This window comes from Paenibacillus massiliensis 2301065 = DSM 16942, assembly GCF_000377505.1.
In the GTDB taxonomy this organism is placed as follows: domain Bacteria; phylum Bacillota; class Bacilli; order Paenibacillales; family Paenibacillaceae; genus Paenibacillus; species Paenibacillus massiliensis.
In genome coordinates, this window is sequence record NZ_KB898208.1 from 1 (window position 1) to 25,037 (window position 25,037).

At 50.2% G+C, this 25,037-nt stretch carries 23 protein-coding genes, 8 tRNA genes and 1 rRNA gene; all 32 read left to right on the forward strand.

Features of this window, described 5'->3' with window-relative positions:
- Window positions 1–97: ribosomal RNA gene (locus D328_RS0126810) — 23S ribosomal RNA — on the forward strand; the annotation flags it as partial.
- Window positions 98–157: 60 nt separating this feature from the next.
- Window positions 158–246, forward strand: a tRNA-Ser gene (locus D328_RS0126815).
- Between the two features lie 38 nt (window positions 247–284).
- Window positions 285–358: transfer RNA gene (locus tag D328_RS0126820), tRNA-Met, on the forward strand.
- A 10-nt stretch (window positions 359–368) separates the two neighbouring features.
- Window positions 369–444 (forward strand) — tRNA-Val (locus D328_RS0126825).
- A gap of 5 nt (window positions 445–449) precedes the next feature.
- A tRNA-Thr gene (locus D328_RS0126830) sits at window positions 450–525 on the forward strand.
- 16 nt (window positions 526–541) lie between these two features.
- Window positions 542–618 (forward strand) — tRNA-Asp (locus D328_RS0126835).
- 100 nt (window positions 619–718) lie between these two features.
- A tRNA-Phe gene (locus D328_RS0126840) sits at window positions 719–791 on the forward strand.
- Between the two features lie 9 nt (window positions 792–800).
- Window positions 801–886: transfer RNA gene (locus D328_RS0126845), tRNA-Tyr, on the forward strand.
- Between the two features lie 6 nt (window positions 887–892).
- A tRNA-Lys gene (locus tag D328_RS0126850) sits at window positions 893–965 on the forward strand.
- 97 nt (window positions 966–1,062) lie between these two features.
- Window positions 1,063–2,166, forward strand: coding sequence for a PucR family transcriptional regulator (locus tag D328_RS0126855; protein ID WP_018888133.1), 1,104 nt, complete (start codon window positions 1,063–1,065; stop codon window positions 2,164–2,166).
- A 103-nt stretch (window positions 2,167–2,269) separates the two neighbouring features.
- Window positions 2,270–3,391, forward strand: a complete 1,122-nt coding sequence (locus tag D328_RS0126860) for an ABC transporter ATP-binding protein (RefSeq protein WP_018888134.1) — start codon at window positions 2,270–2,272, stop codon at window positions 3,389–3,391.
- A gap of 394 nt (window positions 3,392–3,785) precedes the next feature.
- A complete protein-coding gene (gene hprK, locus D328_RS0126865; protein WP_018888135.1) occupies window positions 3,786–4,724 on the forward strand; it encodes an HPr(Ser) kinase/phosphatase in 939 nt (312 codons plus the stop codon).
- A 59-nt stretch (window positions 4,725–4,783) separates the two neighbouring features.
- A complete protein-coding gene (lgt, locus tag D328_RS0126870) occupies window positions 4,784–5,830 on the forward strand; it encodes a prolipoprotein diacylglyceryl transferase (protein ID WP_018888136.1) in 1,047 nt (348 codons plus the stop codon).
- Window positions 5,823–6,476, forward strand: coding sequence for a pyrophosphatase PpaX (gene ppaX / locus D328_RS0126875; RefSeq protein ID WP_018888137.1), 654 nt, complete (start codon window positions 5,823–5,825; stop codon window positions 6,474–6,476). The genes lgt and ppaX overlap by 8 nt, the downstream gene beginning before the upstream one ends.
- Window positions 6,473–6,967 (forward strand): acyltransferase, encoded by a 495-nt coding sequence (locus D328_RS0126880; RefSeq protein ID WP_018888138.1) that lies wholly within the window; start codon window positions 6,473–6,475, stop codon window positions 6,965–6,967. The genes ppaX and D328_RS0126880 overlap by 4 nt, the downstream gene beginning before the upstream one ends.
- Before the next feature lie 292 nt (window positions 6,968–7,259).
- On the forward strand, window positions 7,260–8,450 hold the full coding sequence (locus tag D328_RS0126885) for an acyltransferase (protein ID WP_018888139.1): 1,191 nt from the start codon (window positions 7,260–7,262) through the stop codon (window positions 8,448–8,450).
- 436 nt (window positions 8,451–8,886) lie between these two features.
- On the forward strand, window positions 8,887–10,104 hold the full coding sequence (locus D328_RS0126890) for an ATP phosphoribosyltransferase regulatory subunit (protein WP_018888140.1): 1,218 nt from the start codon (window positions 8,887–8,889) through the stop codon (window positions 10,102–10,104).
- Window positions 10,105–10,124: 20 nt separating this feature from the next.
- The gene (gene hisG, locus D328_RS0126895) at window positions 10,125–10,769 is read left to right on the forward strand and encodes an ATP phosphoribosyltransferase (RefSeq protein ID WP_018888141.1); all 645 of its coding nucleotides are present in this window, start codon (window positions 10,125–10,127) and stop codon (window positions 10,767–10,769) included.
- A gap of 82 nt (window positions 10,770–10,851) precedes the next feature.
- Window positions 10,852–12,141: a histidinol dehydrogenase gene (gene hisD / locus D328_RS0126900; RefSeq protein ID WP_018888142.1), complete on the forward strand. Its 1,290-nt coding sequence runs from the start codon at window positions 10,852–10,854 to the stop codon at window positions 12,139–12,141.
- A 7-nt stretch (window positions 12,142–12,148) separates the two neighbouring features.
- Window positions 12,149–12,757 carry an imidazoleglycerol-phosphate dehydratase HisB gene (gene hisB / locus D328_RS0126905; RefSeq protein WP_018888143.1) on the forward strand — a complete coding sequence of 203 codons (609 nt, stop codon included), beginning with the start codon at window positions 12,149–12,151 and terminating at the stop codon, window positions 12,755–12,757.
- Window position 12,758: 1 nt separating this feature from the next.
- Window positions 12,759–13,382 (forward strand): imidazole glycerol phosphate synthase subunit HisH, encoded by a 624-nt coding sequence (gene hisH, locus D328_RS0126910; RefSeq protein ID WP_018888144.1) that lies wholly within the window; start codon window positions 12,759–12,761, stop codon window positions 13,380–13,382.
- A gap of 55 nt (window positions 13,383–13,437) precedes the next feature.
- Complete coding sequence (gene hisA / locus D328_RS0126915) at window positions 13,438–14,172, forward strand: 1-(5-phosphoribosyl)-5-[(5-phosphoribosylamino)methylideneamino]imidazole-4-carboxamide isomerase (RefSeq protein ID WP_018888145.1); 735 nt, start codon at window positions 13,438–13,440, stop codon at window positions 14,170–14,172.
- Between the two features lie 120 nt (window positions 14,173–14,292).
- Complete coding sequence (gene hisF / locus D328_RS0126920) at window positions 14,293–15,051, forward strand: imidazole glycerol phosphate synthase subunit HisF (protein ID WP_018888146.1); 759 nt, start codon at window positions 14,293–14,295, stop codon at window positions 15,049–15,051.
- Window positions 15,048–15,752, forward strand: a complete 705-nt coding sequence (gene hisIE, locus D328_RS0126925; RefSeq protein WP_018888147.1) for a bifunctional phosphoribosyl-AMP cyclohydrolase/phosphoribosyl-ATP diphosphatase HisIE — start codon at window positions 15,048–15,050, stop codon at window positions 15,750–15,752. The genes hisF and hisIE overlap by 4 nt, the downstream gene beginning before the upstream one ends.
- Before the next feature lie 104 nt (window positions 15,753–15,856).
- Window positions 15,857–16,678, forward strand: coding sequence for a histidinol-phosphatase HisJ (gene hisJ, locus D328_RS0126930; RefSeq protein ID WP_018888148.1), 822 nt, complete (start codon window positions 15,857–15,859; stop codon window positions 16,676–16,678).
- A gap of 237 nt (window positions 16,679–16,915) precedes the next feature.
- Window positions 16,916–17,863 carry a ribose-phosphate diphosphokinase gene (locus D328_RS0126935; protein ID WP_018888149.1) on the forward strand — a complete coding sequence of 316 codons (948 nt, stop codon included), beginning with the start codon at window positions 16,916–16,918 and terminating at the stop codon, window positions 17,861–17,863.
- A 284-nt stretch (window positions 17,864–18,147) separates the two neighbouring features.
- On the forward strand, window positions 18,148–19,893 hold the full coding sequence (locus tag D328_RS0126940; protein ID WP_018888150.1) for a tetratricopeptide repeat protein: 1,746 nt from the start codon (window positions 18,148–18,150) through the stop codon (window positions 19,891–19,893).
- Between the two features lie 69 nt (window positions 19,894–19,962).
- Window positions 19,963–20,916: a thioredoxin-disulfide reductase gene (gene trxB / locus D328_RS0126945; protein WP_018888151.1), complete on the forward strand. Its 954-nt coding sequence runs from the start codon at window positions 19,963–19,965 to the stop codon at window positions 20,914–20,916.
- 259 nt (window positions 20,917–21,175) lie between these two features.
- On the forward strand, window positions 21,176–22,126 hold the full coding sequence (locus tag D328_RS0126950; protein ID WP_018888152.1) for an ROK family glucokinase: 951 nt from the start codon (window positions 21,176–21,178) through the stop codon (window positions 22,124–22,126).
- A gap of 48 nt (window positions 22,127–22,174) precedes the next feature.
- Window positions 22,175–23,074, forward strand: a complete 900-nt coding sequence (rapZ, locus tag D328_RS0126955) for an RNase adapter RapZ (RefSeq protein ID WP_018888153.1) — start codon at window positions 22,175–22,177, stop codon at window positions 23,072–23,074.
- A gap of 15 nt (window positions 23,075–23,089) precedes the next feature.
- Window positions 23,090–24,079, forward strand: a complete 990-nt coding sequence (locus tag D328_RS0126960) for a gluconeogenesis factor YvcK family protein (protein WP_018888154.1) — start codon at window positions 23,090–23,092, stop codon at window positions 24,077–24,079.
- 6 nt (window positions 24,080–24,085) lie between these two features.
- Entirely contained in the window at window positions 24,086–25,021 is a 936-nt protein-coding gene (gene whiA / locus D328_RS0126965; protein ID WP_018888155.1) for a DNA-binding protein WhiA, read from the forward strand.
- Window positions 25,022–25,037: the final 16 nt, after the last annotated feature.

Consider the following 25,037-nt stretch of genomic DNA (forward strand, 5'->3'; position numbering starts at 1 on the left):
GTAAGACCCCTTGAAGACGACGAGGTAGATAGGCTGGGGGTGGAAGTGCAGTAATGCATGGAGCTGACCAGTACTAATCGGTCGAGGGCTTATCCTAAAGTAAAATGCAATGATTCGTTTCGGTTCCAGTTTTCAGGGTGTAACACCTTGGAATTATGGAGAGATACCCAAGTGGCTATAAGGGGACCCTCTGCTAAGGGGTTAGACTGCGTAAGCGGTGCGAGGGTTCGAATCCCTCTCTCTCCGTAGTAACATTTTTAAGGAGTACAAGCTTCATTTATTATGGCGGTGTAGCTCAGCTGGCTAGAGCGTACGGTTCATACCCGTGAGGTCGGGGGTTCGATCCCCTCCGCCGCTATACATACCCAGGAGGCTTAGCTCAGCTGGGAGAGCATCTGCCTTACAAGCAGAGGGTCGGGGGTTCGATCCCCTCAGCCTCCACCATATGTGCCGGTGTAGCTCAACTGGTAGAGCAACTGACTTGTAATCAGTAGGTTGGGGGTTCAAGTCCTCTCGCCGGCACCATTTATGAAATATGCGAGGAACTGTGGTGTAGAGGCCTAACATGCCTGCCTGTCACGCAGGAGATCGCGGGTTCGAATCCCGTCAGTTCCGCCATTTTCTTAAGCTTTACACTGTTTAGTATGACAGACACTGGTAAAGTGGAAAGGGGTATCCCCTGTACACTTTATTTTTATTTTATAAGGATTTTTGATATGGCTCGGTAGCTCAGTCGGTAGAGCAGAGGACTGAAAATCCTCGTGTCGGCGGTTCGATTCCGTCCCGAGCCACCTTAATCTGGAGGATTAGCGAAGTGGCCAAACGCATCAGACTGTAAATCTGCTCCCTTACGGGTTCGGTGGTTCGAATCCATCATCCTCCACCAGAATTTGAGCCATTAGCTCAGTTGGTAGAGCACCTGACTTTTAATCAGGGTGTCGAAGGTTCGAGTCCTTCATGGCTCATTCATATAAGTCATCAACTTTACGTTGATGGCTTTTTTGTATTTTCATCGTGTGTGATAAAATATGAGATATACTCTACATAAAGCGGGGATTTGCTATGAATCATACCGAGACGTTACAGCAGCTACAGCAGATTACGGGTTTAACCTTTTCCATAGTTGAGCTTACGGAGGAGCACGAGCCTTGGTTACCACAGGTTAATCAGGAGCAGGGAAGGAGAGAATCCTTCATTTATGAGCACCAGATTTTTTTCCCAAAGCGTGCTTCTGCTGGAGCCGAGCTTGCCTTTGTAATTGACGAGCAACAACTCTCACCGCGTGAGCGCAGGCTTGTGGATGCTTGGCTGGATGGTGTTCCTGGGCATGGGGATGCCTCGGGAGATCTGGAGGATGACGAAGAGGGGCGCATGAGAAGACTGGGGCGGTGGGCTCTGGAGCAGTCGATATTGGATGAAGACCAACGTGTACCACATCAGTTAAGGCTAGATCAGCAGTTCCAGACAGCAATGGTACCACTGCTGCTAACAGGCGAGGGCTTGCATTCAGGGCAGGTGAACTATGCCTTGCTACAAAGATTTTTGAACTCTTATTTTGGTGGAGTGGTCATGCTCATCCCTTTGGAGGATCAGGAGTGGTTCATCTTGGCGGAGGAAGAACTCGTCGTAGGAGCCGAGGATGAACGTGACACAAACACGGCAGAGCAAATGGAAGAGGTGCTTACGGCCTTTGCCCTCGGGCTGTACGAGCTTGTTGCGAGCGAATGGGTAGGGGTGTTCCATATTGCAGTCGGCAAATCTATCACACCTTTGGTAGAACTACCAAGAACAGTGTCTTTGCTCAGAGAGACGATTCATCTGGGGCGTATCTTCCATGTAACAGAGCATATTCATCTTCCATGGGAGCTAAGCCTGGAGCGTATGATCTATAGTATCCCTGATGAGCAACGCAAATTTTTCGTGAAGCATGCGGGCAACCAGTCAGCCATGTTCGAGGATGCAGAGACCCTCACGACACTGGAGACATTTTTTCAGATGGATTGTAATGTCAGTGAGACGGCGAAGCGATTGTATGTGCACCGTAATACCCTCATCTATCGACTCGATAAGATCAAGCAAGAGACGGGACTTGATGTGCGTACCTTTAATGATGCGGTTTTGGCCAGACTTATTCTGCTATTGTACAAAGTAACAAAAAGCAAATAGCTTTTTTGTGCAGTTTGTGGATAGCCAGTTAGGCAGGGCTCGGGTAATATATGTATTAGGAAATGTATTCGATTTCATTACGAGAACTGAGGAGGCAAAACCCATGGCTGGTGTACGTTTAGAGCATATTTTCAAAAAGTATCCGGGTTCCGATAAAGCGACTGTAGTTGATGTTAACTTGGACATTAAAGATAAAGAGTTCCTGGTATTGGTTGGTCCTTCGGGTTGTGGTAAATCCACTACGCTGCGGATGATCGCAGGTCTGGAAGAAATCTCGGAAGGTAAGCTATACATCGGAGACCGTGTTGTAAATGATGTAGCTCCTAAAGATCGGGATATTGCGATGGTATTCCAATCCTATGCCCTGTACCCGCATATGAACGTATACCAAAACATGGCGTTTGGTCTGAAGCTCCGTAAAGTAAAGAAAGAAGAGATCGAAAGACGTGTTCGTGAAGCAGCAAAAATTCTCGACATTGAGCACTTGCTGGAGCGTAAGCCGAAGGCTCTCTCCGGTGGACAACGTCAGCGTGTAGCCTTGGGACGTGCGATCGTACGTGACCCTCAAGTCTTCTTGATGGATGAGCCGCTCTCCAACTTGGATGCCAAGCTGCGTGGTGCGATGCGTAATGAGATCACTAAATTGGCAAAACGTCTGGAAACTACCGTTATCTACGTAACACATGACCAGACTGAAGCGATGACAATGGGTGACCGTATCGTAGTAATGTCCGAAGGAATCATTCAACAGGTGGATTCTCCAGATGACCTGTATAATAGTCCGAAGAATCTCTTCGTTGCCGGATTCATGGGTTCACCAACAATGAACTTCATCAACGGTAAGCTGGTGGAAGTGAGTGGTAAGGTTCATTTCCAAGCTGAGAATCTGGACGTCGAAGTTCCTGAAGGCAGAGCACAGATCCTTAGATCCAAGGGTTATATTGGTAAAGAGGTTATCCTGGGTATTCGTCCAGAGGATATTCATGAAGAGCCTGTATTCCTGGAAGCTTCCCCGAATACAACCTTCAAGACTACAGTAGATGCTACAGAGAACCTGGGTCACGAGACCCTGTTGTACCTGACAGGCGCAGGTCCTTCCACTGTCATTGCTCGTGTAGATGGTCGCTCTACTACTCGTGAAGGAAGCAAGCCTACGTTGGCCTTTGATATGAACAAAGTCCATATCTTCGACAAAGAGTCCGAAGCCAACGTATTTCTAGCTTAATAGAGATATGACAAAGGTTGAAGCTGCCGAGGTAACTCGGTGGCTTCTTGTTGTTATGTCAGTTATATCTTTATGCTAGTTATACTTTATGCTAGTCATAGCTTATGAAGCTCTGCATCACCTGCAATTGCATTTAACTGAAAATTCCTATACGATGGGTATGTATCATGGGGGAGTTATTACTACTCAGCTTACATAAGGCTCATTAGCTTGTTTATTTGGTTGATCTGTAGAAGAAGTAAGTGTTTTGTCTAATATCTGCTGAATTGCTATACGCTCGATGGTTACTCACAGTCTTTAGGTAATTCCAAATCTTGAGTATTGCAGCAGAGCTTGCTTGCAGGCTCTGTATGATAACATATCGGACCCGGCTGAGGTTGAAAGGAAGAGAAACATGCCCAAAAAAGTGAAAGTGAGCGAACTCGTACAGCAGTTTCATTTGGAAGTTATCTCTGGTGAACAGGGGTTGCGCAGACCAATTACGGTAGATGATTTGAATCGTCCAGGTCTGGAGATGGCCGGATATTTTGAATATCATCCACAGGAACGGGTGCAGCTCTTGGGTAGAACTGAGCTGGCGTTCTTTGCTATGCTCCCACCAGAGGAGCGAGTGGATCGGATGCAGCGTCTTTGTACAGAAGATACGCCGTGTATTGTAGTGACTAGAGAGCTAGAGGTGCCGCAGGAGCTGATTGATGCGAGTAGCAAGCATGACATTCCTGTGCTGCGCAGTAATATGGCCACCACAATCTTGTCCAGTAGAATCACCAATTTCCTGGAAGGGAAATTAGCGCCTACAGCTACCATTCACGGTGTATTGTGTGATGTATACGGGGTAGGTATGCTTATTACCGGCGGAAGCGGCATCGGTAAGAGTGAGACAGCATTGGAGCTGGTGAAGCGTGGACATCGTCTGGTCGCTGATGATGCGGTTGAGATTCGTCAGACCTCAGACTTTCAGCTGCATGGCAGTGCGCCTGAGCTCATCCGTCATTTGCTGGAGATTCGTGGGGTAGGTATCATCAATGTTATGACGTTATTCGGTGCAGGTGCTATTCGGAATCACAAGCGTATTACGCTTGTTGTTCGTCTTGAGGCATGGCAGCAGGACAAACAATATGATCGACTTGGACTGGATGAAGAGACTACACGTATCATTGATACAGACGTGCCTCTAGTCACTATTCCGGTTAGACCCGGACGGAACCTTGCTGTTATCATTGAAGTAGCTGCAATGAACTATCGACTGAAGCAAATGGGCTATAATGCTGCATTGCAGTTCACTAACAAGCTGACAGCAACAATTGCTGAAGATATGGATGATATGGACTGATTCTGAACAGGAGTTCAGGCTAAAGAAAACACTGGCATTCAGGGAGTGAGATAAATCATATGGCAACACTGTTAATAGATCCGATCGCGTTCGCTATTGGACCGCTTAAGGTACACTGGTATGGTCTAATTCTTGGATGCGCGGCGCTGGTGGGGCTGCTGCTGTGTATTCGTGAGGGTAAGCGCTATGGCATTCCTCAGGATTTTTTCATGGATATGCTACTGCTGGGCGTACCTTCAGCCATCATTGGGGCCAGAATCTATTACGTGGCCTTCAAATGGGAAGATTATCGTGACAACCTGGTCGATGTCTTCAAAATCTGGAACGGCGGTATAGCCATCTACGGGGCTTTGATCGGTGCGATTATTTGCGGGGTCATTTACTTCCGCTACAAAGGCTACAACTTCTGGAGGATTGCGGATATCTGTGCACCAGGTCTACTCATTGGTCAGATGATCGGACGTTGGGGGAACTTCATGAATCAGGAAGCCTATGGTGGACCTGTAGAGGAATCCTTCTTGCGTTCACAGCTTCATTTACCAGATTTCATTGTGAATCAAATGAATGTGAACGGCGTGTTCCATCACCCTGCCTTTTTGTACGAGTCCATCTGGAGCCTGATTGGAGTAGGCCTGCTTCTGCTGCTTCGCCGCCGCCCATTCGTGCGTGCTGGGGAGATATTTGCTGGCTATTTCATTTGGTACTCCATTGGTCGCTTTTTCATCGAGCGTCTGAGAACAGACAGTCTGGCTTTTCAGAGTCCAGAATGGCTAGCTTCCTTCGTAAATGGGCTGTGGGCCCCAATGACATGGTTTGGATTCGAGCCAGGCTATCTGGACCCAGCGTATGGAAATGTACGTATTTCGCAGCTCCTCGCTATTGTGCTCGTGCTGGCAGCCGTTATCTTCATTGTATATAGACGTAAAACGTATCCGAATCTGCCGCACTACAATGATCCGATTGTCTCTACCAAGGTTCAGCATGGACAAGATGGTGCTACAGCATCTGAGAAGGTGGATTCCGCGCAAGCGAATACCGCAGACCGCCATGCAGAGGAGGCATCGGAGGAGACAGAGGCACAGCCAAAGGAGCGCAATCATGATTAACACAGTATTATTTGATTTGGACGGTACCATTATGGATACGAATGAGCTGATCATCAGCTCATTTCTCCATATTATGAAGGATCAAGGCTCGGCTACGCTGACACGGGAGCACATCATTCCGCATATGGGCGGTACCTTGGAGAACCAACTGCGCACCTTCACGGGCGCAGCGGATGTAGCTGACTATGTACGTCAATATCGGGCATATAACCTGCTGCATCATGACAATATGGTCAGGCCGTTCCCCCATGTGGAGGAGGTTATCAAGTCTCTGCATGAGATGGGTATACAGATGGGAGTAGTAACTACCAAGATTCGTCCATCTTCGTACCGGGTGCTTGATTTGTTTGGATTGACCTCTTATATGGGTACTATTGTAACAGTGGATGATGTAGAGCATCCCAAGCCGCATGCCGAGCCTGTACTAAAAGCGGTCTCCGCATTGAATGCTGATCCTGCGCGCACGCTGATGGTTGGAGATAGCTCGTTTGATATACAGGCGGCGCATGCTGCAGGTGTGCTATCGGCTGGAGTGGCTTGGTCCCTGAAGGGTGAGGAGACACTGCTGAGCTATAAGCCGCACTATATGCTGCATGATATGAGGGATCTGCTCAAGCTGGTTAAGCAAGGCTCTGAGGCGCTGTGAGACGACTGGAACGTTATCCTGTTGAAGGCGCGAATGCACTATGGCAGATCTACAGAAGTGTAAGCCCCTGGAAGGGCGTCAAGAATTTCATATGCATTCAGGCAGCACGATATTGCCCAGTGCTTCCCCTTAAAAACTGGATATACCGCAGGCTGCTCGGCATGCAGATTGGTGAGCACACGGCCTTCGGGCTGATGGTCATGGTCGATGTTTTCTTTCCCGAGAAGATCAAGATCGGCACCAATAGCGTAATTGGGTACAACACGACCATTCTTGCCCACGAGTATTTGATTCAGGAGTACCGCCTTGGCGAGGTCATTATTGGCGATGGGGTGCTGGTTGGAGCGAATACAACCATTCTACCTGGTGTAACCATTGGGGATGGTGCAGTAGTAGCAGCTGGCTCCATTGTGCATAAGGACGTCCCGGCAGGAGCCTTTGTGGGGGGGAATCCTCTGCGGGAGCTGAAGCAGTCTGGGCCGCGTTCGTAGTACATACCGATTCAGTGCAGATACTTGACAGACGTGTAATGATCGAACAAGGCCGGACAGCTTCAGTCGGGCCTTTTTTGTTGGTACATGGCAGGTGCGTCTTTATAACATTCAGCTTGCTCTCAGGGTGCATTTGGTTGGTAGTCAGAATCAGCCTGTATACTAGCGAAGCACCGGTGAATGTGAAACAAGTTACATTGTGGTATATAGGTAACTATTGGGATATTAGTTGATCTAACCTGGTGAATCGTCTAAGGTAATGGAGAGGCTTGTCTAAGAAGGAGGAATGATGATGGCACGGCAGCAAAAGGAAAGGTTGCCGCAACTTGATATATTCCGAGCCCTGGCTATTCTCGGCGTGCTCCATGTTCATGCTACATCCTATGCAGCAGGCATACAGGCAATGGAATCACCTTATTACTGGATATTGAATTTTGTGAATATCTTCTTTAAGTTCGGCACCCCTTCATTTATATTCTTGAGCAGCTTTGTGTTGTTCTACAATTATTATGATCGTCCGATTGACCGAGGGATGATTGGCCGCTTTTACGGGAAGCGAATGAGCTATATTCTCCTCCCCTATTTCATCATCTCACTTGGCTATTTCGTATTGGCCCAGACCGTGAACGGAGAGTTGTATTTACCGATTACAGAGCAGTTGCAGTTTTTTCTGTACAGACTCCTGACAGGATCTAATTATACGCACTTATACTTTGTATTCATCAGTATTCAATTCTACATTTTGTTCCCGTTCCTGTTGAAAATGTTCCAATCCTCGCGTTGGCTTGTTCGCTGGGCGATTCCCGTCGGACTTGTGTTGCAGTGGGCATTTATCTTCATGAACAAATTTGAGTGGCAGATTGTGAATAAAGGAAGCTTGTCGATCTCCTATCTTGCTTATTATTTTATGGGTGCTTTTGTGGCGGTTTATTTTGATCGATTCAAAGTTTGGCTAAATTCTTCATGGTCTGAGCTATCTGCTACGCTTCGCTGGCGTACGATACTGCTGTGGGGAAGCTGGCTTACGGTGTCGATTGTACACGTACTCTTGTGGCTGTATGCCCGCCGAGATGGAGTATGGGTGGATACGCTATGGTACGAGCTGCTGTGGAATGCACATACCATGCTATCGGCACTAGTCCTGCTGCATAGCGCCTTCAGGCTGTATGCGAGAGCAAATCAGGCTGTGGTGACCTTCCTGATTCGGATGGGAGAGGCATCCTTTGCAATCTATCTGATCCATCCGTTGGTGCTGGCTGTATATCGCCGTTTCCGGTACCACATCCCGATTGATTCCTTTACCTATGTTGTATGGATCGCTGGGGGGCTGGTGGTTGCTCTCTTCCTTACCTGGCTGATGGTTGCCTTCGGCTTCCGCTATGTCCCATTCGTTAGAATTTTCCTGGGGAGTGTGCCCAGGTCCTATCTGCCAACAGCAGGGAAGGACTCATCCAAGGTTCAGCCACGTCGAGCTAACATTTAGGAAACGCCCATTGAATCTTTAGATTGTTCGGCCATCTTTGGGCATTTGGGCCGTTTTCGTATGATCAGGTTAGCCAGCAATTGCTGGTTGACCTTTTTTGTGTATTTATTGCTATGATTCTCACTAGCTACGCAGACTATAGATAACATTGTAGATTAGAGATAACAATCGTATTTGTACCTTGCCGCTCTAAGGCTAGCCAAAGGTTCGCAATTGACTGAATAAGGGTATTCATGTTAATATAGCGAAATATCGAACGCTTTAATTTGTTAGCACTTTACCATAGTGAAGTGATTTGCAGTAACAGGTACAATGTAGTCATGGATGTACATGTGACGATGAATATAAGTGTAATGCTGGTACTGTAGAAAAGAACAAAACTTTCTACAATGTTTCTATTAAACGATAACTGATCTTATAAATGGAGTGAATAAATATGTCCAAGCCGAAGGGATTCGAGAAACCGATCGGGGTAAGAGATTATCTACCACATGTAGTGGCACGGCTTCGCGATATTGAGAGCAAGGTGCTTGCTTGTATGGAGCGCTGGGGCTATCAACAGATTATAACCCCGAGCATGGAATACTATGACACAGTTGGTGTTGCTAGCTCAACCTCGGATCATAAGCTCTTCAAATTGTTGAATAACCGAGGTACTACGCTCGTCCTCCGTTCTGATATGACGGCACCGATCGCTCGTGTTGTATCCTCTCTTCTGAAGGCAGAGGCCCTACCGTTGAGATTGTCCTATCATGCGAATGTCTTTCGGGCTATTGAGGAGGAGGCGGGTCGTGAGGCGGAGTTTTTCCAGACTGGACTGGAGCTGGTGGGAGATGACTCTCCTGAGGCTGATGCAGAGGTCGTGGCACTGGCGATCGCTTCACTTCAGGCCGCCGGTGTGCAATCCTTCAAGATTGCAATGGGTCACGTCGGATTTCTGAATGGACTGTTCGAGGAGATTATTCCGGGTCAGACGGAGGATCAGAAGCTGCTGAAGGAGCTACTACTAAGACGTGATGTGGTCGGCTATCGTGCCGCTGTGCAACAGCTTTTCTCGACAAATTCTGGGAAGGGTGCAGATGCTTCAGAAGAGGCACAGAATCAACTGGAAGCTATTCTGCGTCTGCGTGGCGGGAAAGAGATTTGCGATCAGGCTACGGAGCTGAGCTCGAATCCGCTGGCAGTGGATTCTGTCTCACATCTCTGCAAGGTATGGGAGGTGCTGGAGGCTTATGGTGTATCCGAGCATGTGCTCATTGACCTGACGATGATTGGCGATTTTTCCTATTATACGGGCATGATATTCGAGGGCTATGCTGCGGGAATCGGTTCTCCTGTCGCCAGTGGAGGAAGATATGATAATTTGCTGCAGCAATTTGGACGGGATGTGCCAGCTACGGGCTTCGCTCTGAAGACCAACCGGATCGTGGATGGAATGGAAGAGCAACAGGTGACGGAGCAGCATACCGTGTTCATTCGATATGACGCTGAGAGTCGCAGAGAGGCTCTGACCGAGGCTACACGATTGCGTGAAGCGGGTAAGGTGGTTATTACTGGAATACTGGGAGGCACAGCCGATACGGAAGCTTCGGCCACTGCTTATACTGAAATCATCACCTATGAAAAGGGATTGGCCACTCGGCCGGGAATATAACACGATAGGAGGGATTACGAATGACCGAGATTCTGAAAGTCGCCATGCCCAAGGGGCGGATCTACAAGCAGGCTTCGGTGCTATTCCGGGAGGCTGGTATTCCGATTCCAGAGGATGTGGATGATACGCGCAAGCTGGTCATTCCATTGCCGGAGCTGGGGATGGAATTCATCATGGCCAAGCCGGTAGACGTGCCGACCTACGTGGAATACGGTGTGGCTGATATCGGTATTGTAGGCAAGGATGTTTTAATGGAAGAGAACAAGGATGTGTACGAGCTACTGGATCTGGGTATCGCACGCTGCCGCATGTCCGTCATCGGGTTGCCGAACTGGCAACCTGGCATTCGCCAGCGCGTGGCGACCAAGTATCCGCAGGTAGCCTCGCAATACTTTCGAGAGCATGGCGAGCAGGTGGAGGTCATCAAGCTTAATGGCTCCATTGAATTAGCTCCGCTGATTGGCCTCGCGGACCGGATTGTGGATATGGTCGAAACTGGCCAGACGCTGCGTGAGAACGGGCTGGTAGAGCAGCACGAGATCTTCGAGATTACAAGCCGTCTCATCTCGAATCGAGTCAGCTACCGGATGAAGAATGAACGGATCCAGGCGATATGCGATCGACTGCAGCAGGTGATTCCTGGGGCCGTCAAGCAAAGTGGATAGTGTATCTGAGCTACAGCTAGAGTTCAGTTATATAGTATTTAAGGATTCAGATGGATCGGATGTGTACGGAGGAGGAACGGTAATGAAGATAGTAGCAGCCCGTGACCTGCAGCTGCAGCGTGAAGTGGATTACGGAACACCAGAGCAGAATGCAGCCGTGAAGGACATTATTCGTGCAGTGCGTGAGGAAGGTGACCAGGCGCTGCAGCGATATACGGAGCTTTTTGACAAAGTAAGTCTGTCTGGCGCTTCACTGCGGGTCTCACCAGAGGAGCTGACAGCAGCTTATGACCGGGTGGAGCCAACTTTCGTGGAAGCGATTCGAGCCACGGCAGCGCAGATTCGAGCCTTTCATGTCAAGCAGAAGCGCACATCCTGGATGGATCTGCAGCCGGACGGTACGTTGTTGGGTCAAGTATTGCGACCTCTGCAGCGAGTAGGTGTATATGTGCCTGGTGGAAAAGCCGCGTATCCATCCTCCGTGCTAATGAATGTCATACCTGCACAGGTGGCCGGAGTTCCTGAGATCGTGATGGTAACGCCTCCGGCAACGAACGGAAAGGAAGGCATCGACCCGTATACACTGGTGGCTGCTGCTGAGGCAGGCGTAACTGAAGTGTATCGTGTAGGTGGTGCACAAGCGATCGCAGCCCTTGCCTATGGAACGGACGGCATTCGCCCGGTGGATAAAATCTGCGGTCCCGGGAACATCTACGTAGCTCTCGCCAAACGTGAGGTCTATGGTGCCGTTGATATTGATAGCATAGCTGGACCGAGTGAGATTGTAGTGCTGGCCGACGATACGGCCAACCCTGTCTATGTGGCAGCAGACCTGTTGTCACAGGCTGAGCATGATGAGATGGCTTCTGCCATTCTGGTTACGCCATCACAGCAGCTTGCTGAGGCGGTATCTGCGGAGGTGGAGCGCCAGTTGGCTGATTTGCCACGCCGGGAGATTGCTGCTGCCTCTGTAGCGAATTATGGGTCTATCGTGGTCGTAGAGGACATTACGGAGGGGCTCTCTATTGTGAACCGCTTGGCTCCAGAGCATCTGGAGATTATGGTTGAGAATCCAATGGAATACGTTGGCCGAATCGAGAATGCCGGGGCAATCTTCCTTGGACCGTATAGCTCAGAGCCTGTAGGGGATTATTTTGCAGGACCAAATCATATTATCCCGACCAATGGTACAGCGAGATTCTCTTCACCTGTAGATGTGGACGATTTCATCAAGAAATCCAGCCTGATCTACTACAGCAAGGAAGCGTTGCTGAAGAACGGGGAGACCATCATGGAGCTGGCGAGACACGAGGGTCTTGAAGCGCATGCCAGAGCTATTCTGGTACGGTTAATTAATGAAGGAGAGGCGTGATCCCAAGATGGACAACAATAATACAGTACAAGCTCGGACGGCTGACATCAGCCGTAAAACAAATGAGACTGATATCCAATTGGCATTTGCAATTGATGGGACAGGCCAGACAGAGCTTGAGACCGATGTTCCTTTCCTGAATCATATGCTGGATTTATTTGCGAAGCACGGGCAATTCGATCTGAAGGTGCAGGCACGAGGCGATATTGAGATCGACGACCATCATACGGTGGAGGATATCGGTATTTGCCTGGGACAGACGCTGCAGGAGGCGTTGGGAGACAAGAAAGGCATCAAGCGGTATGCGAGTGTATTTGTTCCCATGGATGAGGCGCTTGCCCAGGTGGTTATTGATCTGAGCAATCGTCCACACTTCGAGTACCGTGCTGAGTATCCTTCAGCTCAGGTGGGGAGCTTCTCGACAGAGCTCGTTCATGAGTTCCTCTGGAAGTTCGCACTTGAAGCTCGGATGACGCTGCATGTCATTGTGCATTACGGTCAGAATACGCATCATATGATTGAAGCGGTGTTCAAGGCACTGGGACGTGCACTGGACGAAGCGACGTCTATTGATCCGCGTGTGAAAGGTGTTCCTTCGACGAAAGGGGTGCTGTAACGTGACCATCGCGATTGTAGATTATGGCCGTGGCAATCTGCATAGTGTCAGCAAGGCTGTAGAGCGGCTTGGATACGAGGCTGTGGTGACGAGCGATGAGCAGATGATCCGTTCTGCTGCAGGTGTCATCCTGCCAGGGGTTGGCGCATTTGGGGATGCCATGGAGCAGCTGCGCAAGAGCGGACTGGATAAGGTGATGAAGGATGTAGCTGCCTCTGGACAGCCGCTACTAGGTGTATGCCTAGGGATGCAGCTGCTATTTAGCCGGGGTGAAGAATACGGTGAGCACGAGGGACTGGATATTTTGCCTGGTACCGTAGTACGGTTCGCCGCCAATTCTGGGCTGAAGGTGCCACATATGGGATGGAATCGTCTGCATTTCTCCCAAGGAGATCATCCGCTATTTCGAGGACTAGAGGAAGGTCACGTCTACTTCGTGCATTCCTATCACGCACAGACGGAATCTGCTAGTGATCTGCTCTCTGTAACGGATTACGGCGGACCTGTTACCGCCATTGTAGGGCGTGGCACTGTCTATGGCATGCAGTTCCACCCGGAGAAGAGCGGGGAGCTGGGGATTGCCCTGTTAGGGAATTTTCTTGCTATGACAGATGATAAAGCATAATCAATGAGTCAATTCGACTCTCAACATATGAATTCACAGTACAGGGAGGCAGCGTATGTTCACGATCTATCCCGCTATTGATATTCGGGACGGTAAATGTGTAAGGTTGATACAAGGGGATTACAACCGTGAGACGGTATACAACGACAATCCACTTGAGGTAGCTCGTGAGTGGGAGCGACTGGGTGGGACTTTCATTCATCTGGTAGATCTTGATGGGGCGAAGGCCGGTCATCCCGTGAATGATGATATTATCCGCAGCATCACATCTTCGGTACAGGTGCCTGTTCAGGTCGGAGGCGGCTTGCGGACGCGGGCGGATGTGGACCGTGTGCTGTCACTCGGTGTAAGCAGAGTGATTCTGGGGACAGCTGCTATCGAGGATCGTGCCTTTACAGAGGAGGTGCTCGGCACCTACGGAGACAAGATTGCTATTGGATTGGATGCCAGAAATGGATACGTAGCGACACGCGGCTGGCTGGAGACCTCGGAGGTCAAGGCTGAAGAGCTCGCTCGTGAGCTGGCTGCCAAAGGCGCAGAGACGTTCATTTTCACCGATATATCGCGTGACGGTATGATGCAGGGGCCGAATGTTGAAGCGATCCTGTCATTGGCCAAGAGCAGCGGTCGTCAGGTCATTGCCTCGGGTGGTGTCAGCACGATGGACGATCTGCTGAAGCTGTCCTCTCATGCCAAGGAAGGCATTGGCGGAGCGATTGTGGGCAAGGCGCTGTATACGGGCAGCATTCAACTGGATGAAGCAATTCGTGCCGTGACTGGAGCGGAATAATAGAGCCAGAGTCGGGTACAGGATTCGAACTATTGTAAGAAGCAAACGACCGGAGCATGTCTTGTGGTGTACGTGATTCTGGTGTTAGGTAAATGTAAATCGTGGCGGGGAGGTAAGGAGATGCTGGCTAAACGTATTATTCCATGTCTGGATGTAAAAGATGGCCGCGTCGTAAAGGGTGTGAATTTCGTCAATCTCCGGGATGCAGGCGACCCAGTAGAATTAGCTGCTCTGTATGATCAGGAAGGTGCCGATGAAATCGTATTTCTCGACATTTCGGCCTCGGTGGAGGGGCGAGCGACCATGGAAGAGGTCGTGCGTCAGACCGCAGGTGAAATCTCGATTCCCTTCACGGTCGGAGGAGGAATATCTCACGTCGACGATATGAAGCGGATCTTGCGAGCTGGAGCGGACAAGATTAGCATTAATACAGCTGCGTTATTGAACCCGAAGCTGATTACGGATGGAGCCCGTGGGTTCGGATCACAATGTGTCGTGGTAGCCATCGATGCCAGATATAACGAAGCCTGGGGCGAGTGGGAAGTGTACACCCATGGTGGACGCACAGCTTCCGGCATTCGAGCGCTACAGTGGGCAAGCGATGTGGAGAAGCTGGGAGCAGGTGAGATTCTGCTGACGAGCATGGATGCGGACGGAACGAAGGATGGCTTCGATCTCGCCTTGACTGCGGCGGTAGCTGATCGGATCAGCATACCCGTGATTGCTTCCGGTGGTGCTGGCAAGAAGGAGCACTTCTACGACGTGTTCACCGAAGGCGGCGCTGATGCAGGACTAGCGGCTACGATTTTTCACTATAAAGAGATTGCCATTCAGGAATTGAAGAAAGATTTGAAGAACAGGGGAGTGGAGATTCGATGACGAGTAGTGAAATTAACGAGCAAATCTCCCTGGAGCAGGTCGTGGAGAATGTGCGATGGGATGAGGCCGGTCTAGCGCCTGCGATTGTACAGGATGCGGTGACTGGGCAGGTACTGACATTGGCCTATATGAACAGGGAGTCTCTGCGTAAATCCCTGGAGAGTGGGGAGACGTGGTTCTGGTCACGCTCTAGACAAGAGCTATGGCATAAGGGAGCTACCTCGGGCAATACACAGCGGATTGCATCCTTGAATCTGGATTGTGACGGAGATGCTCTGCTTGTACGCGTACACCCCGCAGGTCCGGCTTGCCACACGGGAGCTATTACATGCTTCGACCGCGAGATTGTTCTTCCGGGCAAGGAAGTCTCCGCTACAGGTGAGACCAATAGCTCTCGTCCGGATCGCTTCGCTGTACTGGCTGAGCTGGAAGCAGTGATTGCCGAGCGTGAGCGTACGCGCCCTGAGGGGGCCTATACCACATATCTGTTCGAAAAAGGCATCGACAAGATTCTGAAGAAGGTGGGCGAGGAGACGTCGGAGACGATCATTGCTGCCAAGAATCAGGATAATGACGAGCTACGGCTGGAGGTAAGTGATCTGCTGTATCATCTGCTGGTGCTACTGCAGGAGCGTAAGCTTCCACTGGATGAGATCATGACGGAGCTGGAGCGCCGACACGAACGTCCTCGACGGGATTAATCGGGATCGGGGTGCGCTTATCGCGCATTAGTAATTCAGCTTTCATAACGTTTATCTAGAGCTTGTGAGAAACTGGATTTTGATCACATAAAGGGGGAAAGGCTGTGCGTATTGATTATCATACACACCATGCCCGTTGTGGGCACGCAGTCGGCAGTCTGGAGGAGTACGTTCAGCAGGGGATTCGGCTTGGTCTCGACCAACTGGGCTTGTCTGATCATATGCCTCTGCTTCATGTGAACCCTGCGACGTATTATCCCGAGATGGCCATGGCTATGGAGGAGCTGCCCCGTTATGTTGAGGAGTGCTTGAGCCTGAAGGAGCGCTACAAGGATCAGATTGATATTCGAGTTGGTCTGGAGGGTGACTACATTGAGGGCTGGGAGCGTGAGATCGAGAAGATCGTAAAGGCCTATCCGTGGGATTATGTTATCGGTTCGGTGCATTTTCTCGGGGAATGGGACGTGAGCGACTATCGTCAGGTTCACAACTGGGAAGGTCAGCGTGTCCTTGAGGTGTATGCAAGGTACTATGATGCAGTGTCCAAAGCAGCTGCCACCGGCTTCTACGATATTATGGGTCATCTTGATGTCATTAAGCGGTTCGGTCATTACCCGGAGCCATCCGAGGAGGAGGAGCTTCGGGAGCTGGAGCGTGCGACGCTGAGCGCGATAGCCCGCAGTGGTCGAGCAATGGAGCTGAACGCTTCGGGGTTATCGAAGCCATGTGCGGAGATGTTCCCAAGTCAGCGCATTCTGGAAGAAGCACGGCAACTGGCGATTCCTGTAACGCTGGGCTCGGATGCGCATGATCCGCTCAAGCTGTCCGAGCATCTGGAGGAAGCGCGTGCGCTGCTCTATGATGTGGGATATCGGGAGCTGGCAGTCTTTCGGAATAGAGAGCGCTCATTCGTCGAGCTGGCATAAGACTCTAACAGGAACGGTTAGAATGAATGAGCAGGATATTATGGACGTCGAATAATAAAGGGTAACTTACAGCAGTAACCGATCTCGATTCGAAGGCATACGTGTCTGAGCAAGATCGGTTATTTTCATAGCTCTAGCGGCTAAAGGGCGTTATAATCCACTTAGAGAAACATGAAGTATATAGAAGCTCAGATGACGTTTTTCTTATATTGAATGGAAGGTCGGGGGAGGACAAGCATGCAACAGAGTCTGCGGATTTTCTCGGGATCATCGAATCCTGAGCTTGCTGCGAGCATATGTGACAAGCTGGGCGTAGAATTGGGGCGCATCAAGCTATCGCGTTTCAAGAGTGGAGAAGTCTATGTTCACTATGAGGAGAGCATACGTAACTGTGATGTGTTCCTGGTGCAATCCCTCGCGCACCCTATCAATGAGCTGTTCGTGGAGCTACTTGTCATGATTGATGCGGCTAAGCGTGCTTCTGCCCGAACAATTAATATTGTGGTACCTTACTACGGTTATGCGAGACAGGAGCGCAAGGCGGCTCCACGCGAGCCGATTTCCGCCAAGATGCTGGCTGATGTCCTGACTACGGTAGGGGCTACACGTGTCGTGACGCTGGATTTGCATGCGGCAGCTATTCAAGGCTTTTTTAATATTCCGGTGGATCATTTAACCGCTCTGGATCTAATTAGTGAGCATCTCTGTTCGCAGTCTCTTGAACGTCCCGTAGTTGTATCCCCAGATGCAGGCCGTGCCTCCATGGCAGAGAAGCTGGCGAATCAACTGGATTCCCCGTTTGCCATCATGATCAAGAAGCGTCCTGCTCATAATGAGTCTGTCATTACGCACGTTATCGGAGATGTGGAGGGGCGTACGCCGATTATTATTGAGGATCTGATCGATACAGGAACGACGATTGTGAATGTGGTCGAGAGCTTGAGGGAAAGAGGCTCACAGCCAGTCATCGTCTGTGCCACGCATGGGCTGTTCTCGGGCGGTGCTCTGGACAAGCTGAATCATCCATTCATCCGGGAGATTGTCGTTACGGACTCCATCAAGCTATCCGCAGAAGGGATGGAGCGGCTTAAGGTGCTCTCCGTTGCTCCTATGCTGGCTCAGGCTGTTCGCATAATTATGGATGGTGGCTCGATTGCTACCCTGTTCAAGGACGCAGGCATTTAAATGCCATGCGTCTTTTTGGATTTTTATTACTGAACATTTGCTAATTTGGGGGATCGTGAGCTCAACATAGAGTAGCCCCTATCGTAAACACTCAGTTCAATCTCCGGTCAGAGGTGAATTGCTCGTAATTGCAGCTCACAGGGAAGAGAAAAGTGAAGCATATTGTAATGCGTTGTCCGGAGCTGGTGCCAAAAATAACTTGCTGATTTCTGTGAGAAGTGGCAATCAAGTTATGTTATAATAGATAGGCTCAATAGCAAGTTAAAGGAGGTGCCTTTGTTATTATGAAAGGCAAAAACCTGCGGGTTACGGACACTCGCTCCAATATGATCACTTTGCGTCTCGACGCGTCCTTTTTCTTCGAGAGAGCCGTCCGCTCGCTGGATCGCAATCATTATGACAAGGCATTGAAATATTTTCGCAAAGCTGTGGAATATGAACCGGATAATCCGGTGAATCATTGCAATATGGCGGGTATATTATCAGAGATGGGGAATTATACAGGTTCCAACGAGGTGCTCGACCACGTGTTGACGCATGTCAATCCATCAATGACGGAATGCTACTTCTATATGGCTAATAACTATGCCAATATGGAACAATTTGAAGAGGCGGAGCGTGCCTTGGTCACCTATCTGGAGGAAGACGCAGAGGGGCAGTATCTGGAAGAGGCAGAGGACATGATGGAGCTCCTGTACTATGAGCTGAATCGTCCAACCAAGCTGAACCGGATCAAGGCTCGGGGTGGAGTTGTCGAGCATGATCAAGCCAGAAAGCTGCTGGAAGAGGGCAAATTCGCCCAAGCGGCGAAACTGCTGGAGCAGATCTCGGGTGATCAGCCTGAACTGCTTGCAGCCCGTAACAATCTGGCGTTGTCCTACTACTACATGGGCATGTTCAAGAAGGCCAAAGAGACCATTCTACAAGTGCTGGAGTCTGATCCAGGCAATCTGCATGCCCTGTGCAATCTGGCGATCTTCTATCAGAATGAGGGCGGTGGTCCCCATCTGGACACATTGATCAAGACTCTCGCGGTCACAATTCCCTTCCAGCATGATCAAGTGTTCAAGCTAGGCACAACCATGGGCATTCTGGAGCATCATGAAGAGGCGTATCACCATTTCCGGCGACTGTTGCGGCAGACCGAGAGTGGAACGGACCCTTCCTTGTACCACTATGCTGCCGTAGCGGCCAGCAATACAGGACGATATGACGAGGCCTTGCGATTGTGGGCGAAGGTGCAGAAGCTGGATCCTTCCTCCGAGATTCCAAGGTTCTATCTGTCCCGAATGAATGAGCTTAAGTCTCAGGGGAAGCACCTTGAGAAGCTGAGCTATCACTACCATCTGCCGTTCGACGAGCAGTTTAAGCTGTGGGAGAAATATGGTTCGCGCAGTATGCCCGACGATATGAAGAAGGACCCACTTGTGCGCTCTTCCTTCTTCTGGGCTCTGCATCATGGTGATGATGCAACTAGGCTTCAGGTGATTCATGCCCTGGAATTGATCGGTGATGAGGAGGTACGGCAGGCACTTGAGACATTCCTCACCGAGACGGGTCTGAGTGACACCTTGTATCAAGCGGCCACCAAGGTGCTCCGTGAAATGGAAGTAGAGCAACCTGAGCAGGAAGCAGCCCCTTCTGTCACGGCCATTCCGGAGAAGCTGCGAAGTGAAACGATGTTCTCGGATTCTGCCAACATTCAGCTTCAGGCTGTTCTCGACAGAGCTGTCTCCGTCATGGGACAACGCTATGACGCTGCTCAGATCAATGATCTGAAGCAGCTCTGGTCTGAGTATGTGAATCATGTCGGGCATGAGCTCGTGATTCAGCATGTAGAAGGCTGGTCTGCAGCGCTGGAGTATCTGACGGCTAAAATGAATCACCAACGGGTCACCTATCGTGAGGTTGCAGATTATTACGGGATATCGGTATCCACGATTAGTCGGTATGCCCGGCAGATTGATTCGGTATGTGGCATCAGCACAAAGACGAGCAAGACCCTGAAGGATTTCACAGAACGAGTATAGTTGGCAGCAAGGATGTACTCGGGCTACACCCAGCACAGACGAAGAACTACTTTGAAGGAGGTCATTTCCATGTACAAATCCCTTATTATCGGCACAGGTCCTGCAGGCTATACCGCAGCGATCTACCTGGCAAGAGCCAATATGAATCCACTTGTCATTGAAGGCATGCAACCAGGCGGACAGCTTACGACAACTACCGAAGTAGAGAATTTCCCAGGCTTTCCTGATGGCATTATGGGGCCTGAATTAATGGATAACATGCGCAAGCAGGCCGAACGCTTTGGAGCCGAGTTCAAATCCGGCTGGGTGGAAGAGGTGGATCTGTCCAAGCGTCCTTTCAAAGTCAAAGTAGAGGGAGTGGGCGTCATTGAGACGGAATCTCTCATTATTGCTACGGGGGCATCAGCCAGATATCTGGGCATTCCAGGCGAACAGGATAATGTGGGCCGGGGAGTAAGTACGTGTGCTACTTGCGACGGCTTCTTCTTCCGTAACAAAAAAATCGTTGTGATTGGTGGAGGCGACTCGGCGATGGAGGAAGCAAGCTTCCTGACGAGATTCGCGTCCAGCGTTACCCTGGTTCACCGCAGAGAGGAATTGCGTGCATCCAAGATCATGCAGGATCGTGCCCGTGATAATGAGAAGGTCCTCTGGTCCTTGAACCGTACTCCGCTGGAGGTCGTGGCTGAGGCTACTGGCGTGAAGGGCTTGAAGGTGCTGAACAATGAGACTGGTCAAGAGGAGTTCATTGAAGCGGACGGTGTATTCGTAGCCATTGGTCATACACCGAATACAGGCTTCCTCGCAGGACAGGTGACGACAGATAGCCATGGCTATATCGAAGTAAGACCTGGAACGACCGAGACGAACATACCAGGCGTCTTTGCATGTGGAGACGTGCAGGATACCCGATATCGTCAAGCCATCACAGCAGCTGGCTCCGGTTGTATGGCGGCTATGGATGCCGAGAAGTACCTTGAGGGCAGCATGGTGCATGATTGGAGCGAGACACTGGATCAATAACAAGGAGCAGAGATCAGACCAGGAATTTGGTCTTACACCGTTTATTTGTATTCCCCACACCCACCTTGCTGGCAACATGCATGTGTGGGTGTTGCAATTTTCGGCCCGGGAAGGTATCCTTTCTCGTCTGCTTGACCGGATGAATAGGTTCGCTTATAGTTGGATACGTAGGTAAGACCAAGGCGGGAAACCCCTTGCTGTAAGCGCGATAATTTGAATTTTAGTCTCTTACTAAAGTTATAGAAGAAGGTGGCTTAATATGTCCGAGGGTATCTACGTTGGTGTTGACTTGGGTGGTACAGCAATAAAGGTTGGTATCTGTAACAGCGAGGGACAGCTTCTGCAGACCTATGAGGGACCGACAGGAACCGGTGAAGGTGTGGAGAAAATCCTATCCAATATCGAGCAGTACGTCAGACAGATTGTCGAGGATTCTCCCTACAGCTGGGATCAGCTGCAAGGGGTAGGAGCGGGCATTGCTGGATTCCTGAACTCCGAGGATGGAGTTGTTGTACTGGCTCCCAACGTAGGCTTTAAGGACGTGCCAATTCGTGCTCTGCTGGAGAAGCGGATTGGTAAGCCAGTGAAGATAGAGAATGATGCCAATGTAGCGGCACTGGGTGAGGCATGGGCTGGAGCAGGCAAAGGAGTTGCCAATTGTGTATGCTTTACGCTGGGAACGGGCGTAGGTGGTGGTATCATCATAGGCGGCAAGATCTATCAAGGCTTCTCCGGTATGGCTGGTGAAGTCGGTCATATCGCAGTTGTTCCTGATCTGGAAGCCATTCAGTGTGGCTGCGGAAAGATGGGCTGCCTGGAGACCGTATCCTCGGCAACAGGGATTATCCGTATGGCGAAGGATGCCGTGGAACGGGGAGAGCTTACTGCGCTGGCTCAGGTAGAGCATATCATGGCTAAGGATGTCTTCGATGCCGCAAAGCAGGGTGATGAGACAGCGGTTCGCATCGTTCGCCGCGCAGCCTTTTATCTAGGAAAGGCCATGGCTACTACGGCGGCCGTGCTGAATCCGCAGATGTTCATCGTCGGTGGGGGCGTCTCCAAGGCAGGGGATATCCTGTTCGATGAGCTACGTGAGGTTGTTCGTCAGCTGACGCCGGGACCGTTGTATCAGGGACTCACCGTTGTGCCCGCTATTCTCGGCAATGACGCTGGGGTTGTAGGGGCAGCAGGTCTGCTGTTGCGTTCCTGATTAGATAGCTATAATTCATTCAAGCGTATGGGGAAAGAGGGGAGCCGCATGTCGGAAAACAGCTCAATAGCAACCGCGACCGCAACACTAATCATCATTACAGGGATGTCGGGTGCAGGGAAGACGATTGCCGTCCAAAGCCTGGAGGACCTGGGATTCTTCTGTGTAGATAATCTTCCGCCCGTGCTGATTCCCAAATTTGCCGAATTGATTGAACAATCGAAAGGCAAGATTGCCAAGGTTGCCCTGGTTATTGACTTGCGGGGCCGGGAGTTTTTCACGGCGCTCTCTGAATCGCTGAATTACGTTAAGGATCATTTCACCATACATTGTGAAATTCTATTCTTGGATGCCAGTGATGCCGTCCTTGTACAGCGTTACAAGGAGAGTCGTCGTCGTCATCCGCTTGCTCCGGAAGGAATGCCACTTGATGGCATTCGTCTGGAGCGCAAGATGCTGGAAGAGCTGAAGTATTCGGCTACACAGGTGATTGACACCAGCTCGCTGAAGCCAGCTGTTCTGAAGGAACGCATTATTGCGCGTTTCTCACATCTGGAGGGCAGTCAGTTCTCGGTCAACATCACATCGTTCGGCTTCAAGTATGGAATTCCGATTGATGCAGATTTGGTATTTGATGTTCGGTTCCTGCCTAATCCGCATTATGTGGAGCAGCTGCGACCACGCACGGGACAAGATAGCGACGTATATGATTATGTTATGAAGTGGCCAGAGACCCAGTCATTCCTGACCAAGCTATTGGATATGCTGCATTTCCTTATTCCACAATATCGGAAGGAAGGAAAGAGCCAGGTCATTATTGGAATAGGCTGTACTGGTGGTAAGCACCGCTCGGTAGCGATATCAGAGTATCTGGGCAAAATGCTCGGTGCAAGCGAAACAGAGGTTGTCTCGGTCAGTCACAGGGATGCCGATCGGGATCGGCATTAAGATAGAGGTGAGTTTATGAAAACAGCGGGACAACAGCTGGAGCGTCCACGTATTGTCGTCATGGGCGGGGGTACGGGCCTGTCAGTCATGCTAAGAGGTCTTAAGCAGAAGCCGCTGGATATTACAGCCATTGTCACTGTAGCTGACGATGGCGGTAGCTCAGGGATTTTACGAAATGAGCTACAGATGCCACCGCCGGGGGATATACGAAATGTGTTGACTGCATTGGCAGACGTAGAGCCACTGATGGCGGATCTGCTCAAGTATCGCTTTGCCTCCGGCTCAGGGCTTGCAGGACATAGTCTGGGTAATCTGATTTTGGCTGCCATGACCGACATTTCTGATGGTGATTTTGTTACAGCCGTGCGAGAGCTTTGCAGGGTATTTGCCGTTCGTGGGCGCGTGCTTCCTGCTGCGGGTGAGGGCGTCATTCTTCATGCCGAGATGGAGGATGGCTCCATCGTCACAGGCGAGTCCAAGATCCCGGAGGCGGGCATGCGGATCAAGCGAGTCTACCTTGAGCCGGATCACGTGGAGCCGTTGCCTGAGGCTGTGGAAGCGATCCAGAAGGCTGATGCGATACTCATCGGTCCGGGAAGTCTGTATACTAGTATTTTGCCTAATTTACTGGTTCCCAAGCTGGCTGAGGCTGTGGTGTCGTCTGATGCGGTCAAGATTTTTGTCTGTAATGTGATGACACAGCCTGGAGAGACGGATAACTACAGTGTCGGTGATCATCTTCAAGCAATTGTGGATCATGTAGGACATCAATTATTTGACTATGTTATTGTGAATAATGGGGAGATTCCGCCTCAGGTGCAGGAGAAGTATGCCGAGCAAGGAGCAAGACCCGTACAGCTTGATCTCGGACCGGTGTCAGAGCGAGGATATAAAGTGGTGGCGGATACACTGGTGCTATTTCGAACGTACCTGCGCCATGATGCTGACAAGTTGAGCCAGCACATTTATCAGCTGGTACAGAATTGGATGTTCAGAAGGAGGTGAAATCCATTGTCATTTGCGGCCCAGACCAAAAAAGAGCTGACCCTGATTGAAGCTCAGGATTGCTGTGAGAAAGCAGAATTGTCAGCCCTGATTCAGATGCTTGGCTCAGTCCAGCTTACGAACAAAAAAGTCGTTCTGGATATATCAACGGAGAATGCCGCGATTGCACGACGGATCTATTCCTTCATCAAGAAGCATTTTCAAGTGCATACTGAACTGTTGGTTCGTAAAAAGATGCGGCTTAAGAAAAATAATGTATATATTGTCCGTATACCGAGCAGGGTACAGGAAATTCTGAAAGATCTTCATATTGTGTCTGAGGGATTTGTATTTACCGAAGGGATTAATAAGGAGATCATTCGGAAAAACTGTTGTAAGCGGGCTTATCTGCGCGGAGCCTTCATGGCTGGAGGCTCCGTGAACAATCCCGAGGGCTCATCCTATCATCTGGAGATCGCATCGATGTATGAGGAGCATTGCCAGGCACTCGTAGAGCTTGCGAATGAATTTCATCTGAACGCACGTTGTATTGAGCGCAAGAAGGGCTTTATTCTCTACATCAAGGAAGGCGAGAAGATTATTGAGCTATTAAGCATTATTGGAGCGCATCAGGCCTTGTTCAAGTTCGAGGACGTACGTATTATGCGTGATATGCGTAACTCGGTGAATCGGATTGTGAATTGTGAGACGGCGAATTTGAACAAGACGATCGGTGCCGCTGTGCGGCAGATTGAGAACATCAAGTTGCTGCAGAAGGAAGTCGGGCTGGAGTCTTTGCCTGATAAGCTGCGTGAGGTAGCGGAGGTTCGGTTGGCTCACCCGGATATGAATCTGAAGGAAGTCGGCGAGCTGTTGAAAGGTACAGTGAGTAAATCGGGCGTCAATCATCGTCTCCGCAAGATTGATGAAATGGCGGAGAAAGTACGTGCAGAACTGTCCTGACGGACTTCCAACTGCT

Excerpts from the sequence above, each read along its gene's own strand:
- D328_RS0126855 (WP_018888133.1), top strand. The coding sequence starts at position 1,063 with ATGAATCATACCGAGACGTTACAGCAGCTACAGCAGATTACGGGTTTA.
- D328_RS0126860 (WP_018888134.1), top strand. The coding sequence starts at position 2,270 with ATGGCTGGTGTACGTTTAGAGCATATTTTCAAAAAGTATCCGGGTTCC.
- hprK (WP_018888135.1), top strand. The coding sequence starts at position 3,786 with ATGCCCAAAAAAGTGAAAGTGAGCGAACTCGTACAGCAGTTTCATTTG.
- lgt (WP_018888136.1), top strand. The coding sequence starts at position 4,784 with ATGGCAACACTGTTAATAGATCCGATCGCGTTCGCTATTGGACCGCTT.
- ppaX (WP_018888137.1), top strand. The coding sequence starts at position 5,823 with ATGATTAACACAGTATTATTTGATTTGGACGGTACCATTATGGATACG.
- D328_RS0126885 (WP_018888139.1), top strand. The coding sequence starts at position 7,260 with ATGGCACGGCAGCAAAAGGAAAGGTTGCCGCAACTTGATATATTCCGA.
- D328_RS0126890 (WP_018888140.1), top strand. The coding sequence starts at position 8,887 with ATGTCCAAGCCGAAGGGATTCGAGAAACCGATCGGGGTAAGAGATTAT.
- hisG (WP_018888141.1), top strand. The coding sequence starts at position 10,125 with ATGACCGAGATTCTGAAAGTCGCCATGCCCAAGGGGCGGATCTACAAG.
- hisD (WP_018888142.1), top strand. The coding sequence starts at position 10,852 with ATGAAGATAGTAGCAGCCCGTGACCTGCAGCTGCAGCGTGAAGTGGAT.
- hisB (WP_018888143.1), top strand. The coding sequence starts at position 12,149 with ATGGACAACAATAATACAGTACAAGCTCGGACGGCTGACATCAGCCGT.
- hisA (WP_018888145.1), top strand. The coding sequence starts at position 13,438 with ATGTTCACGATCTATCCCGCTATTGATATTCGGGACGGTAAATGTGTA.
- hisF (WP_018888146.1), top strand. The coding sequence starts at position 14,293 with ATGCTGGCTAAACGTATTATTCCATGTCTGGATGTAAAAGATGGCCGC.
- hisIE (WP_018888147.1), top strand. The coding sequence starts at position 15,048 with ATGACGAGTAGTGAAATTAACGAGCAAATCTCCCTGGAGCAGGTCGTG.
- D328_RS0126935 (WP_018888149.1), top strand. The coding sequence starts at position 16,916 with ATGCAACAGAGTCTGCGGATTTTCTCGGGATCATCGAATCCTGAGCTT.
- D328_RS0126940 (WP_018888150.1), top strand. The coding sequence starts at position 18,148 with ATGAAAGGCAAAAACCTGCGGGTTACGGACACTCGCTCCAATATGATC.
- trxB (WP_018888151.1), top strand. The coding sequence starts at position 19,963 with ATGTACAAATCCCTTATTATCGGCACAGGTCCTGCAGGCTATACCGCA.
- D328_RS0126950 (WP_018888152.1), top strand. The coding sequence starts at position 21,176 with ATGTCCGAGGGTATCTACGTTGGTGTTGACTTGGGTGGTACAGCAATA.
- rapZ (WP_018888153.1), top strand. The coding sequence starts at position 22,175 with ATGTCGGAAAACAGCTCAATAGCAACCGCGACCGCAACACTAATCATC.
- D328_RS0126960 (WP_018888154.1), top strand. The coding sequence starts at position 23,090 with ATGAAAACAGCGGGACAACAGCTGGAGCGTCCACGTATTGTCGTCATG.